The 13,274-nt window shown below is 72.8% G+C and carries 14 protein-coding genes and 2 pseudogenes; 15 read left to right on the plus strand and 1 reads right to left on the minus strand.

Annotated features, from left to right (window positions below):
- The first annotated feature begins 495 nt into the window (after window positions 1-495).
- From BLU42_RS00005 to lepB, 14 genes and pseudogenes are all read left to right on the plus strand, one after another.
- Window positions 496-789, plus strand: a complete 294-nt coding sequence (locus BLU42_RS00005) for a helix-turn-helix domain-containing protein (RefSeq protein ID WP_269458049.1) — start codon at window positions 496-498, stop codon at window positions 787-789.
- Window positions 726-869, plus strand: coding sequence for a hypothetical protein (locus BLU42_RS21560; RefSeq protein WP_269458005.1), 144 nt, complete (start codon window positions 726-728; stop codon window positions 867-869). The genes BLU42_RS00005 and BLU42_RS21560 overlap by 64 nt, the downstream gene beginning before the upstream one ends.
- Before the next feature lie 978 nt (window positions 870-1,847).
- A pseudogene (locus tag BLU42_RS21220) lies at window positions 1,848-1,964 on the plus strand (LacI family DNA-binding transcriptional regulator); the annotation flags it as partial.
- A 1,287-nt stretch (window positions 1,965-3,251) separates the two neighbouring features.
- Window positions 3,252-4,400: an ABC transporter substrate-binding protein gene (locus tag BLU42_RS00020; protein WP_157719692.1), complete on the plus strand. Its 1,149-nt coding sequence runs from the start codon at window positions 3,252-3,254 to the stop codon at window positions 4,398-4,400.
- Window positions 4,397-4,540 (plus strand): hypothetical protein, encoded by a 144-nt coding sequence (locus tag BLU42_RS20400; protein ID WP_157719693.1) that lies wholly within the window; start codon window positions 4,397-4,399, stop codon window positions 4,538-4,540. The genes BLU42_RS00020 and BLU42_RS20400 overlap by 4 nt, the downstream gene beginning before the upstream one ends.
- A gap of 332 nt (window positions 4,541-4,872) precedes the next feature.
- Entirely contained in the window at window positions 4,873-5,535 is a 663-nt protein-coding gene (locus BLU42_RS00025) for a carbohydrate ABC transporter permease (protein ID WP_197680550.1), read from the plus strand.
- Between the two features lie 43 nt (window positions 5,536-5,578).
- On the plus strand, window positions 5,579-5,962 hold the full coding sequence (locus BLU42_RS20950; RefSeq protein WP_197680551.1) for an ABC transporter permease family protein: 384 nt from the start codon (window positions 5,579-5,581) through the stop codon (window positions 5,960-5,962).
- On the plus strand, window positions 5,953-6,378 hold the full coding sequence (locus BLU42_RS20955) for a carbohydrate ABC transporter permease (protein ID WP_197680552.1): 426 nt from the start codon (window positions 5,953-5,955) through the stop codon (window positions 6,376-6,378). The genes BLU42_RS20950 and BLU42_RS20955 overlap by 10 nt, the downstream gene beginning before the upstream one ends.
- A gap of 12 nt (window positions 6,379-6,390) precedes the next feature.
- Window positions 6,391-6,747: a tautomerase family protein gene (locus BLU42_RS00035; protein ID WP_091071947.1), complete on the plus strand. Its 357-nt coding sequence runs from the start codon at window positions 6,391-6,393 to the stop codon at window positions 6,745-6,747.
- Between the two features lie 67 nt (window positions 6,748-6,814).
- Complete coding sequence (locus tag BLU42_RS00040) at window positions 6,815-7,876, plus strand: NAD-dependent epimerase/dehydratase family protein (RefSeq protein ID WP_091071953.1); 1,062 nt, start codon at window positions 6,815-6,817, stop codon at window positions 7,874-7,876.
- On the plus strand, window positions 7,873-8,841 hold the full coding sequence (locus BLU42_RS00045) for an aldo/keto reductase (RefSeq protein ID WP_197680547.1): 969 nt from the start codon (window positions 7,873-7,875) through the stop codon (window positions 8,839-8,841). The genes BLU42_RS00040 and BLU42_RS00045 overlap by 4 nt, the downstream gene beginning before the upstream one ends.
- Entirely contained in the window at window positions 8,838-9,650 is an 813-nt protein-coding gene (locus BLU42_RS00050) for an SDR family NAD(P)-dependent oxidoreductase (RefSeq protein WP_197680548.1), read from the plus strand. Before BLU42_RS00045 ends, BLU42_RS00050 begins: the two co-directional genes overlap by 4 nt.
- Window positions 9,647-10,516 (plus strand): SMP-30/gluconolactonase/LRE family protein, encoded by an 870-nt coding sequence (locus tag BLU42_RS00055; RefSeq protein WP_172825719.1) that lies wholly within the window; start codon window positions 9,647-9,649, stop codon window positions 10,514-10,516. Before BLU42_RS00050 ends, BLU42_RS00055 begins: the two co-directional genes overlap by 4 nt.
- Before the next feature lie 108 nt (window positions 10,517-10,624).
- A pseudogene (lepB, locus tag BLU42_RS00060) lies at window positions 10,625-11,398 on the plus strand (signal peptidase I).
- 81 nt (window positions 11,399-11,479) lie between these two features.
- Here lepB and BLU42_RS00065 read toward each other — a convergent pair.
- Complete coding sequence (locus BLU42_RS00065) at window positions 11,480-11,911, minus strand: hypothetical protein (RefSeq protein ID WP_091071955.1); 432 nt, start codon at window positions 11,909-11,911, stop codon at window positions 11,480-11,482.
- A gap of 208 nt (window positions 11,912-12,119) precedes the next feature.
- Between BLU42_RS00065 and BLU42_RS00070 the strand changes: the two genes are divergently transcribed.
- On the plus strand, window positions 12,120-13,190 hold the full coding sequence (locus tag BLU42_RS00070; RefSeq protein ID WP_091071958.1) for a DUF4037 domain-containing protein: 1,071 nt from the start codon (window positions 12,120-12,122) through the stop codon (window positions 13,188-13,190).
- The last annotated feature ends 84 nt before the right edge of the window (window positions 13,191-13,274 follow it).

A 13,274-nucleotide genomic window follows, 5' to 3' on the forward strand; every position in this document is an offset into this window, starting at 1 on the left:
CCGGTGACGGCGTAGATCCCGTCCGAGGATGTCGCCGACGATGAAGAGCAGCAGCAGCCTGGGTCCCATCACCCGCTTGAGCTCGGGCTGCTCCGACGTCGACCCGGGCCGGTCGGCGGTGCTCGTCTGGCTCACGGGCTGCTCCTTCGGTGCGGCTGCGGAGCGACCAGTGTGTCGGCTGGTCTGGTCGTAGTCGAGCCCCACTCGATGGCCTCCGCTCCGCTCCGGCGCGCCGGACGCTCAACCCTCCGCCTTCCTCCCTCCCGAGCAGGACGAAAAGCGTGTCCTGCTCGTCCGGTCGTCCAGGCGGAGGCGCGTCCGACGGCGCTGGTCGAGCAGGACGTGGTTCGGCCCGCACACCGCTCGCTGCTTGCGTGTGCTTGCGTGTGCTTGCTGCTGCAAGCACACTGGAAGCGTGGCACGGAGGACGGTCGGTGAGCAGCTGGGTCCGTCGGCGAGCTGATCGCCGACCGGCGCCGCGCGGCCGAGCTCACGCTGCGCCAGCTCGCCGATCTCACCGGGATCTCCAACCCGTACCTCAGCCAGATCGAGCGCGGCCTGCGTCGTCCGTCGGCGGAGGTGCTGCAGCAGCTGTCCAAGGCGCTGCGGGTGTCGGCCGAGTCGCTCTACGTCCGCGCCGGGATCCTCGACCCGAGGACCACCCCTCCGGCGACGTCGAGACGGCGCTGCTGGCCGACGCGTCGATCACCGAGCGGCACAAGCAGGTGCTGCTCGACGTCTACCGCAGCTTCGTGGCCGAGGACGCGCCGACCCTCGCCGGCGGGCTGACCGAGGACCCGACCGAGGCCGACGGGCCGGACCCGTCGGCGAACCCACCCGAAGAGCACCGCCATGACACCCACCCGTGACGACAAGGCCGAGCGCGCCGCCCGTCCGCCGAGTCCGACCTCGCCCCTTCTACGTGGCCGCCGGGCTCGCCGACGTGATCGCGGAGACCCTGCGCGAGACGCTCGCCGAGCGTCAGCGGCGCGCCGAGGAGCGCATCGCCGAGATCCGCGACAGCGCCTCGAGCGCGCCGAGCAGGCGCGGGTCAACGCCGACGAGCTGCGGGAGTTCCTCTCCACGCTGCCCGAGCAGTTCCGTGCCCTGCCCGAGACGACGCGGGCCCGGCTGAACGACCTGCAGCGCCAGGCCGAGGAGCTCCTCGAGCAGTCGCGCTCGACCTACACCTCGCTCGCCGACCGCGGCAAGCGCGTCGTCGACGACCGCGTGGGCGACGTGCGGGCCACGGCTCGCAAGGCGGCCGCCGGCCGAGGAGGCCGCCGACGACCTGGCCGACGCGGCGGCGGAGACCGTCGGGCCGGTCGTCGACTCGCCTCGGACCGCCGTGACCGAACGTGCGTCGCAACGTCACCGGCCGGGCCCGCGCGGGCCGCAGGACGCCCACCGCGGACGCCGACGTGACCCCGGAGTCCGCGACCCGCGCCGCCCGTGAGGCTGCAGCCGCGGCGACCGGGCAGGCGACCACCTCCGGCGACGGCCGGCCGGGTGCGGCCCAGCGCTGGCGCAGGAGCAGGCGGCGAAGAAGACCGCGAAGAAGGCTCGGCCAAGAAGGCTCCGGCCAAGAAGACCGCGGCCACGACGACGCCCGCGCCGACGGCGGGGACGACGGCCAAGAAGCCCCGGCGAAGAAAGCGCGGCAAGAAGGCGCCCTCGACGGCTCGCCGGCGGCGGACCTGCGGCCGAGCGGGGAGCAGGCGGCCGAGGGGCCGGGGACCGAGAGCTGAGCCCGGCAGGGGCTCGAGAAGGGCGGCTCGCGGCGGACCCCGCCCGCGCGCCGCCCCTCGTCAGGACGTCCCGGCTGCCGGAGCACTAGGCTGGCCGGTATGCCCGCCGATCCGGCCGCAGGCGTGACGACCGCACGAGCGACGCTCGCCGAGGTCGCGGAGCGCGCCGGCGTCTCCATCTCCACCGTCTCCAAGGTCCTCAACGGCCGCAGCGGTGTGTCGCAGGGCACCAGGACCAAGATCGAGGCGCTGCTCTCCGACCACCGCTACAACCCGCGCAACCCGGCCCCAACCACGCACCGCTCATCGAGGTGCTCTGCTACGAGATCGACAGCTGGTGGTCCAGCGAGGCGCTGGCCTCGATCGAGCGCGTGGCCCGCCGTCGTGGGTCGGGTCGTCGTCTCGGGCACCAGCGACCGCCAGCAGCCCGACGCCGGTGGATCGAGGGCGTCCTCAGCCGGCGTCCGTCGGCGCGGTGCTCGTCTCCTCCAACCTCCAGGCGACGCAGCTGCAGCAGCTCCGCTCGCGCAACATCCCCTTCGTGATGCTCGGCCCACCGGGGACGTCCCGCCGAGGTGCCGACGATCGGCTCGGCGGACTGGAGCGGGGCGTACGCCGCCGCGCGCCACCTCATCGAGCTCGGCCACCGCGAGATCGCCATCGTCACCGGCCCCGGGACATGATGGCCGCCACGCCGGCTCTCGGCTTCCGGCGGCGCTCGACGCCGCCGGGCTCGAGCTGCGCAAGGAGCACCTGCGCCGGCGGAGTTCCACCACGTCGACGGCATCGAGCAGGGGCGCCGGCTGCTGACGCTCGAGCACCGCCCGACCGCCGTCTTCGCCGCGTCCGACGTCCTGGCGCTCGGGTCTACGAGGCGGCGCGGGCGATGGGGGTCGCCATCCCGAGCCAGCTGTCCGTCGTCGGCTTCGACGACGTCAGGGTCGCCCAGTGGCGGGCCCCGCGCTGACCACGGTGCGCGTCCCGATCGCGGAGATGGCCGCCCAGGCGGTCGAGCTCGTGCTCGGGTGCGCGGCGGCGGTCTGGACACGACGCGGATCGACATGGCGACGACGCTCGTCCTCCGGGAGAGCACGGCCCGCCCGGCACGTGAGAGAAACTTTCTAAAATTCGGCCGGAAACTTGACGCCCCAAAGGGGCGCAAGTAGCGTCGTGCCATCGCGGCGGGCTGCGGTGGTCGCAGCCCAGCGGAGGACGACGGCGTCGACGGGACCTGCCAGCAGGAGCCCCGTACGGCCCGGACGACACGGTGCTGCTCGCTCGGCGCGGTGGAGGCCCGCCACCTCCGGCTCCCCGGGTCCTACGCCCGGGAGCGGTCCTCGATGCAGCCCGGCTCCGGTCGATCGAAGGGGATCACCGTCATGCAGCTCTCGCTCCACCGCTCCTCCCGTCCCTCCTCCGCCGGCGTCGCGGACCCCGCGCGCGCTGCGTGCCCTCGCCGTCGCTGCGGCGGCGGCCCTGCTCCCGCTCACCGCGTGCTCGCCCGTGGGCGGCGGCGGGGCCGGGGGCTCGTCCTCGCAGGACGCCGGGTCGCCCACCGCCGGCACCGTCAACTGGTGGGGCTGGACGCCCACCGACGTCGACACCGCCCAGGGCTACATCGCGGCGTTCAACCAGGAGTTCCCCGACATCAAGGTGAACTTCAAGCTGGTCTCGATCGCCGACTGGCAAGCGGCCCTGCCGCCCGCCCTGCGCTCCGACGCCGGCCCGGACGTCTTCGACATGCAGCCGGGCGCGTACGTCAACAACTACGGGTCCTTCGCCGAGGACCTGACGCCGGTGATGCAGAAGGCGCTCGGCGACGACTGGCAGTCCAAGGTCGCCCCCGGGCGTCAGCGGGCTGACCAAGGACGGCAAGCTCGTGGCCGCCTCCGTGGGCGCGGTCTACTCCGGCACGCTCTGGTACAACCCGGCGCTGTTCGACAAGTACGGGCTGAAGCGCCGACGACGCTCGACGAGTGGGACAAGGTCTGCCAGGAGTTCCGCTCCCACGACCAGGGCTGCTTCGTGCAGGGCGCCGCGGGCCAGGGCTTCGACCAGGACACGCTGCAGGCCATCGCCAACTCGGTGGAGCCCGGGCTGTGGACCAAGGCCTCCAGCGGCGAGGTGCCCTGGAACTCGCCGGGCATCGTCAAGACGCTCGACATCTGGCAGCAGCTCTTCACGCGCAAGATCATGCAGCCCGGTGCGGTGGGCTACCAGCAGTACCCGGACGCCAACAACGACTTCCTGACCGGCAAGTACGCCATGGTCATGATGGGCACCTGGTACACGCAGTACTCCACGGAGAAGGCGATGACCGCCGCGCTCAAGGCCGCGGGCGTCTCGGGGCCAAGCCCTTCCCGATCCTGCCGCTGCAGTTCCCCGACGTCGCCCAGGCGGGCAACGTCAGCGAGATGTTCGGTGACGCGACTACGGCCTCTCGGTCTCGACCAAGGCCAAGGACAAGGCGGCCGCGGAGACCTTCGTGACCTGGCTGTCGACGTCCAAGGCGGGTCAGCAGGCCGTCGCGGACCAGCTGAACGACGTGCCGGCGCTCAAGGCGTCGAGCCGGACTTCGAGCAGATCAAGTTCGTCGACCCGGCGACGCAGTCCGCGCCGGTCAAGGACCTGCTCAGCAAGGTCGCCCGGTGACGCAGCCCCGCTTCGCCCTGCTCACCACCGACGTGCAGGACGCCATGCTCGCGGCGGCGACCTCCACCGCGACCGGCAGCGCGACCCCGCAGGAGGCCGCCGACACCCTCCAGAAGGCGGCCGAGGCCGCGGCTCGCTGAGCCGGCGCCGCCGCACCCTCACGCTCGTCCAGCACCGATCCCGACAGGGAGTCCCTCGTGCAGGAACGACGATCGCGTCGGCCGGCCGACCGCCCGGGAGGCCGGGGCCGACAGCGGCCCCGGCACCCGGCGGCGGCTGCGGCCGGCCGGCTACTCTGGATCCTCCCGGCCCTGGTGCTGTGCGTGGGTCTCATCTACTACTGCATCGCCTACACGGCGGTGATCTCCACCTGGGACTGGGACGGCATCGACCCCTTCCGGAGAAGGTCGGCGCGGAGAACTACGTCCGCATCGCGCAGGACCCGATCTTCTGGCGGACCATCCGCCACACGGTGGTCTTCTTCGTGGTCACCTTCGTGGCCCAGACCGCGCTGGGCGTCGTCTTCGCGGTCCTGCTGCACTCCCGTGTGTGGCTGGGCGTGGTCTACAAGGTGATCATCTTCATCCCGGTGGTGCTCGCCCGGCGATCACCGCCCGGTGTTCCGCCGCTGTACGCGCCGGACGGCCAGTTCAACTGGGTGCTCGAGCACGTCGGGCTGGGCGGGCTGGCCCAGCCCTGGCTCGGGCAGGAGAGCACCGCCCTGCCGGTGATCATGGCGATCACCGTCTGGCAGTGGACCGGGCTCACCTTCGTCCTCTACTTCGCGGCGATGAGCCAGATCGACCCGTCGGTGCTCGAGGCGGCGCGCATCGACGGTGCGGGCAACCTCCGGATCCTGGCGAGCATCATCTGGCCCGGGGTGCGCGGCACGACCGTGGCGCTGGGCATCCTCAGCGCCATCGGGGCCCTCAAGACGTTCGACGTGCCCTACCTCGTGGCGGTCGGGGGACCGAACTACGCCACCGAGTTCCTCGGCACGTACATCTACCGCAAGACCATCGCGCAGTCGCACGTCGGCTACGGCGCCGCGCTGTCGGTGATCCTGCTCGTGCTCGCCCTCACCTTCGCGATCATCATGCAGGTCCGCGGGCGCGAGAAGGACGGGGTGAGCTGATGTTCGAGGTCCGGAGCCGCGGGGCCGGCTGCTGCTGCAGCTGGTGGTCACCCTGCTCGTCCTGCCCTTCCTCTTCCCGCTGGTCGCGATGGTGCAGGGCTCCCTGGCCGGCGACGGCTGGGGCAACTACGCCGCGGTGCTCGCCGTGCCCGGCCTGTGGCGCTTCTTCGTCAACACCGTCGTGATCGCGGCCAGCGTGATCGTCATCGTCTACGCGGTGACGATGCTCGCCGCGTACGGCTTCTCCAAGCTGCACATCCGCGGTCGGGAGATCTACTTCTGGCTGCTGCTGGCCTGCCTGACGCTGCCCGAGGTCGTGCTGCTCGCGCCGCTGTTCACCACGGCGCAGGCCTTCGGCTTCTTCGACACCTACTGGGCGGTGATCCTGCCGCTGGCCGCGCTGCAGGTGCCTTCGCGGTGCTGCTGACCCGCAACTTCGTCAACGGCATCCCGGACGAGCTGTTCGAGGCGGCCCGGGTCGACGGCGCCAGCGCCGTCCGCGGCTTCATCCACCTGATCGTGCCGCTGACCCGGCCGATCGCCGCGGCGATCCTGATCTTCACCCTGATCGGGGCGTGGAACAACTACCTGATGCCGCTGGTCTTCCTCCAGTCGCCGGAGATGCAGACCATCACCCTGGTCCCGCAGTTCTTCGTCGGGCAGTTCAGCAACGACCAGACCAAGATCCTCGCCTCGGCGGTGCTCACCGCGATCCCGAGGTCGTCGCCTACCTGTGCCTGCAGCGCCTCTTCGAGCGCGGGCTGGCCGCCGGCGCCCTCAAGTAGCCGCCACCCCACCTCGACGCCGCGGGACCCGCGGCGCCACCGCACGAACCCACCCTGAGCAGGAGCCACCGTGCCGCTGATCCAGATCGACCTCGACCGCGAGCTCTACGAGCGTGCCGGCGACCAGCTCGGGAAGGGCGTGCACCAGGCCCAGCTCGACACCCTCGACATCCCCGGCGATGACCTCTTCCAGGTCTTCACCCCGCGCCCGGAGGGCGAGCTGCGCTTCGACCGCACCTTCGGCGGCGTCGACCGCCAGCAGCTCGTCCTGCTGCGCGTGACGATGGTCCACATGTACTCGGTCGCGACCAAGCGGCGCTTCTTCGAGGCCGTGGCCGACCGCTTCGCCGAGGCGGGCGTCCGCCGCGAGGACATCCTGATCGCCGTCACCGAGAACGGCTTCGAGGACTGGTACGCGGGCTCCTGACCCCGCCCGTCCAGCCCTTCGTCCGCGCCGCCCGGCGCGACCGCTCCGACCTCCCAAGGACCCACCCATGATGCGACACGACAGCGCGGCGCTCCGCGTGCTCTACCTCGGCGGCACCGGCACCATCAGCACCTCCTGCGTACGCCTGTCGGTGGAGGCCGGGCTGGACGTCCACGTCCTGAACCGCGGCAACAACAGCGCCGGGCGCGACCTGCCGGAGGGCGTCACCTGGCTCGTCGGCGACGCGAGCGACGACGACTCGCTGCTTGCCGCGCTGGGTGACCGCACCTTCGACGCGGTGATCAACTTCGTGTCGTTCGACGCGGCCGACGTCGCGCGCATGGTGCGGATCTTCGGCGGCGGACGGACTCGCCAGTACGTCCACATCAGCTCGGGCTCGGTCTACTCCAAGCCCGTGTGGACGACGCCGATCACCGAGTCGACGCCCGCCGGGCCCAACCCGGTGCTGCCGTACGCGACCGCGAAGTGGGGCGCCGAGGTCGCGCTCCAGCAGGCCCGCGCGGAGCAGGGCTTCCCCGTCACGATCGTGCGCCCCTCGCACACCTACGACGACGCGAACCCGCCGCTGGCCGGCGGCTGGACCGTCGTCGACCGGATCGCCCGCGGCGTCGAGGTGCCCGTGCACGGCGACGGCACCTCGCTGTGGACCCTCACCCACGCCGAGGACTTCGCCCAGGGCCTGGTCGGCCTCATCGGCCCGCACGCGGTCGGGGAGGTCGTGCACATCACGAGCGACGACGTCCTGACCTGGGACCTGATCCACACCCTGGTCGGCGAGGCGCTCGGGGTGGCGCCCAAGCTGGTCCACGTCCCCTCCGAGCTCTACCCGGTCGTCGCGCCGGACTGGTTCTGGTCCGGCGAGGTGCTCGGCGACATCGGCCACAGCGCCGTCTTCGACAACAGCAAGGTCCGCCGGCTGGTGCCCTCGTACGCGCCGCGGCTCACCTTCGCCCGCGCGGTGCACCGGATGGCGCGCTGGCGCGCGGACCACCCGGAGACCACCGGGTCGGACGCCGCGACCGAGGAGGTGCTCGACCGCGTCGTCGGCGCCTACCACGCGGGCCGTGCGGCCTTCGCCGAGCGTGCGCCGCAGGGGGACGCGGAGTGAGCCCGGCCGGCACGCCGTCCAGCACCGTGGCGCGCGCGCTCGGGTCGACCGGTCTGGCGGTGACGCCGGTCGCCTTCGGCACCAGCCCGCTGGCGAGCATGAGCAACCTCTACGGCTACGCGGTCGACGAGGAGCGGGCGGTCGCGACCGTGCGCGCGATCTTCGACGGGCCGGTGACCCTGCTCGACACCTCGAACGGCTACGGCGAGGACGGCACCGCGGAGCGGCGCATCGGGATCGCCGTGCGCGAGGCCGGCGGTCTGCCGCCGGGTCTCGTCCTCAGCACCAAGGTCGACCCCGACAAGCGCACCGGCGACTTCTCCGGGGAGCGCGTGCGCCGCTCGCTCGAGGAGTCGCTCGAGCGCCTGGGCGTCGACCGCGTGCCGCTGCTGCACCTGCACGACCCCGAGCGGATGGAGTTCGCCGACGCGATCAAGCCCGACGGCGCCGTCCGCGCGCTGGTCGATCTGCGCGAGCGCGGCCTGGTCGACCACCTGGGCGTCGCCGGCGGGCCGGTCGGCGTGCTGCGCGACTACCTCGGCACCGGCGAGTTCGAGGTCGTGCTGAGCCACAACCGCGCGACGCTGCTCGACCGCTCCGTGCTACCGCTCTTCGAGGAGGCCGCCGGGCGTGGCATCGGTGTGCTGAACGCCGCGCCGTACGGTGGCGGCATGCTCTCCAAGGGGCCGGACGTCCAGCCCAAGTACGGCTACGGCGTCCGGGGGGACGAGGTCGCGGACGCGGCGGTGCGGATGCAGGAGGTCTGCGCGCGGGCGGGGGTGCCGCTCGCGGCGGCGGCCCTGCAGTTCTCGATGCGGCTGCCGAGCGTCCACTCGACCGTGGTCGGGGTCAGCTCGCCCGAGCGCGTCGCGCAGACCCTCGAGCTGGCGGCCGTCGAGGTCCCCGACGACGTCTGGGACGAGCTCGAGCGGCTGGTGCCCGACCCCGCCGGGTGGCTGGGGTGAGCGCCGTCGAGGTGACGGCGAGCGACGCCGTCGTGCCCGAGCCCACGCCGGTCTACGCCTCCTACCCGAGCCTGTCCGGGCGCACCGCCTTCGTCACGGGCGGGGCGTCGGGGCTGGGCGCGGAGTTCGTCGTCGAGCTGGCGGCCCAGGGCGCACCCGTCTTCTTCGTCGACGTCGACGAGGTGCGCGGCCGGGCCCTGGAGCAGCGGCTCCGGGGCGAGGGTGCCGAGGTGCGGTTCGCCGTCTGCGACGTGCGGGACATCCCGGCGCTGCAGGCCGCGATCGCGACCGCGGCGGACGAGCTCGGCCCGGTCCGGGTCCTGGTCAACAACGCGGCGAACGACCACCGAGACCGGGTGGCCGACATGGACGTCGAGCTCTGGGACGAGCGCATCGCGGTCAACGTGCGCCACCAGTTCTTCGCCGCTCAGGCCGTGGCGCCGATGATGCGGGACGCCGGCGGCGGGTCGATCATCAACCTCGGCTCGATCAGCGTGCACATCGACCTGATGGACCTGCCCGGCTACATCACGGCCAAGGCCGGGGTGGAGGGCCTGACCCGCACGCTCGCGCGGGAGTACGGCCCGTGGCACGTCCGCGTGAACTGCATCATCCCGGGCTGGATCATGACCGAGAAGCAGCTCGCCGAGCGCGTGACGCCGGAGGCGGCCGAGTCCATTGCCCGCAACCAGTGCCTGCCCGACAAGCTCTACCCCGACGACGTCGCGCGGATGGTGCTCTGGCTCGCCGCGGACGACTCGCGCCGCTGCACGGCGCAGAAGTGGGTCGTCGACGGGGGCTGGATGTGAGCCCCGCCGTCGTGCGGGCCGAGCGGTTCACCGAACCGTGCGCGGGCCACGGCGAGGGTCCCTTCTGGGACGCCCTGCGCGAGCGGCTGCTGCTCGTCGACATGCTCGCAGGGGACGTGCTGGCCGTGAGCGGTGAGGGTTCGGTCGAGCGGCACCACGTCGCGCCGGTCGCCGCCGCGCTGCGGGCCCGCCGCACCGGCGGCTTCGTGCTCGCGACCGAGGACCGCTTCGTGCTCCTCGACGACGACCTCGGCCTGGTCGAGGAGCTGCCGGCCGTGTTCGAGGACGCCTCGCTGCGCTTCAACGACGGCGGCGCCGACCCGACCGGCGCCTTCCTCGTCGGGACGATGGCCTACGACGAGTCGCCCGGGCGCGGGACGCTCTACCGCCTCGGTGCCGACCGCGGGGTCTCCGTCGTGCTCGAGGGCGTGACCATCTCCAACGGCGTCCAGTGGACCCGCGACGGGCGCAGCGCGCTCTACGTCGACACCCCGACGGCCCGGGTCGACCGGTTCGACGTCGACCCGGCCTCGGGCGCCTGGTCCGACCGGCGGACGTTCGCCGAGGTCGCGGGGCCGGGCCTGCCCGACGGCCTGGCGCTCGACGAGGACGGCGGCGCCTGGGTGGCGCTCTGGGGCGGGGGAGCGGTGCACCGCTACGACCCGTCCGGCAAGCTCGACCGCGTCGTCGAGCTGCCCTGCACCCAGGTCACGGCGTGCACGTTCGGCGGGCCCGACCGGCGGACCCTGTTCGTCACCACGTCGCAGCAGGGCGGTATCGACCCCGACGAGCAGCCCGAGGCCGGCGCGGTCTTCGCGTACGACGCCGGGGTCGCCGGAGCGCCGCTGCACGCGTACGCCGGCTGAGCGGCCCGAGCTTGCCCGTGCAGGGTGAGGGCTCGCGCGGGACGCGGCCTCGTGGGCCGACGCACGCGCACCGCCTGCGGCGCGGACCCGCGGTGGGCGGCTGCTCGCATGGCGGGTGCAGACCGGGTCGTCGACAAGCCCGCTCGATCGAAGCAGCGGACCGTCACGGCGCTGCTCAAGGAGGTCGCCTTCGTCGTCATCGGCGCGCTCGTGGTGAGCTCGCTGCTCCGCGCGCTCGTCGGGCAGATGTTCGTCATCCCGTCCGGGTCGATGCAGAACACCCTGCTGGTCGACGACCGCTTGGTGGTGCGGAAGGTCTCCGGCTTCCTCCGCGGTGACGTCGTCGTGTTCACCGGTCCCGCGAACCGGCTGCCCGACGAGCCCGACCACGTCGGCCCGCTCGACCGGGTGCTCGAGTTCGTCGGGGTGCCGTTCGTGGGGACCGGGGACCTCGTCAAGCGGGTCATCGGCATGCCCGGCGACACGGTCGTGTGCTGAGATGACTCGGGTCGGATCACCGTGAACGGAAGTGCGCTGAACGAGCGGTCGTACCTCTCCACCAGCCCGACCGGGGAGCAAGCAGCTCCCTCGGGCGTGAGATTCCGCGTCGTCGTGCCCCGGGACCGCCTGTTCCTCAAGGGCGACCACCGGCAGGACAGCCTGGACTCGCGCTGCCACCTCTCCGACGAGTCCGACGAGGGTCGCGGGCAGACGGCGTTCGTGCCGGTCTCGGACGTGGTCGGGCCGGCGTTCGCCGTCGTGTCGCCCTTCGACCGGGCGCGGAGGCTGCGGGTGCCGGAGACCTTCGCCGGTGTTCCCGAACCGCAGGAGCCGGCGCCGGCGAAGGGTGAGATCGAGCCCGCCGGCGTCAGCTGCTCCTGACGACGACGGTGGCCCGGACATCGGGCTGCCGACCTCCGAGGCCGCACCTCGGGGCTCGAGCGCGCGCCTCGGCCCGGACTCCTAGCGTGCCCCGCCGGGTCGATGAGCCGCGGACGCTCTCGAAGCGCGTCGCTGGGCCGCCAGCGCCCGAGCAAGTGGGACGACCTGTCCACCGAGCGCGACCCCCACGGCGGCCCAGAGGAAACCACCACCGAGCAGCCTCCCGAGGACCAGCGCGGCGACGAGGGCCACGCCCAGACTGATGGCCGTCATCGCGAGGCGGGTGCGCAAGGGCACCGGCGGTTGGGGGACGAACACCCGACCGACGACGAAGTCGCCCTCGTCGAGGATCTCCACCACGCCGCCGGACGGCAGCAGGGCGACGGCCAGGTCCTGCGCCGACGCTGCCGTCTCGCCCCGGGCCAGCACCTCCCGGGTCTTCGGCGTCCTCACGACCCACGGCCCGGCGGGACCCTGGGGCACCACGCGCAGCAGGAAGGGTGTGGCCGCCACCCGCTCAGGCTAGGGCGGGACCGGCCGACCGTGGGTGGTGTCGCTGGAGACGTCTGCTGGTCGAGCGCGCGGATGTCCCGCTCGCGGTCCCCGCGCGCTGTCAGTCCCCGAGCCCGCGCGTCGACGAGGGTCGGCAATGGTGCGGCGCGCACGGACGAGCGGACCAGGTACGTCCGCCGAAGCTCGTCCCGGGACAGACTGAGCGGTCATGGGAGCTGGGAAGGCGTTGGCGGCCGGGTTCTACCGCGACGTCGTCGCCAGACTGGTCGGTGTCCCCCACGCCGCTGCACTGGTCGGGGAGGGTTCGGAGGTCCTCGGCTTCGACGACTCCAGGTCCACCGACCATGCGTGGGGTCCGCGGCTGCACGTCTTCGTCGCGCCGGGAGACGTGGGCGAGACGCAGCGGCGGGTGACGCAGGGCCTGCCCGAGACCTACCGCTCGTACCCGGTGGAGTTCTTCGCCTGGCAGGACCAGCGGGTGCGCCATCACGTCACGGTGACCACGGTCGAGGAGTGGGTCAGGGCCGAGCTCGGGCAACCGGTGCCGAGCACGCTCGCCGACTGGCTCGGTCTGCCGCAGCAACGCCTCCTCCAGGTCACCGCGGGCGAGGTGTTCCACGACGACCGGGGCGACCTCGGCCGGGTCCGCGGGCAGCTCGGCTACTTCCCGGACGACGTGTGGTGGTGGATCCAGGCGAGCCAGTGGCAGCTGGTCGCCCGGGCCGAAGCCCTGCCCGGGCGTCTGGCCGAGGTCCACGACGTCCTCGGCGTGCGCGTGCGCGAGGCCGACCTCGCGCGGCTGCTGATGGAGCTCGCCCTCGTCCAGCGGCGCAGGTACGTGCCGTACCCGAAGTGGCTCGGTGCTGCGTTCGGTCAGCTGGACACGGCTCGAGAGCTGGACGGCCCGCTCGGCCGACTCCTGTCGTCCGAGGCCCGAGAGACCCGGGAAGCCGCGGCGGCTGCCGCGCTCGAGGCGGCGGCCCGCCAGCACAACCGGCTGGTTCCGGAGCATCCCCTCGACCCGGGCTGCGCACCGTTCGAGGTCGGCATCAACGGTGCGCGACGACCGTACCGGGTCCTCAACGCAGGGCGCTTCGTCGAGGCCTGCCTGGCACGGGTCACCGACCCTGGGCTGGCTCGGCTGCTACCGGTCGGGGCGATCGATCAGCTGACCCACGGCAGCGACGCGATGGTCAACGTCAGCACGTGGCCGAGCCGGCTCACCGCGACCTACGCCGCGATGCTCGAGTCCGGCCGGAACCGCCGGGCAGAGCCGTGACGCGTACCCGGGCCTCGTGGGGGGTCGAGGACATCTCGTGGTGGTCGGGGCTCCCGTCAGCCGTCGAGCTCCTCGACCCGCCCG

The organism is Microlunatus sagamiharensis, assembly GCF_900105785.1.
GTDB lineage: Bacteria > Actinomycetota > Actinomycetes > Propionibacteriales > Propionibacteriaceae > Microlunatus > Microlunatus sagamiharensis.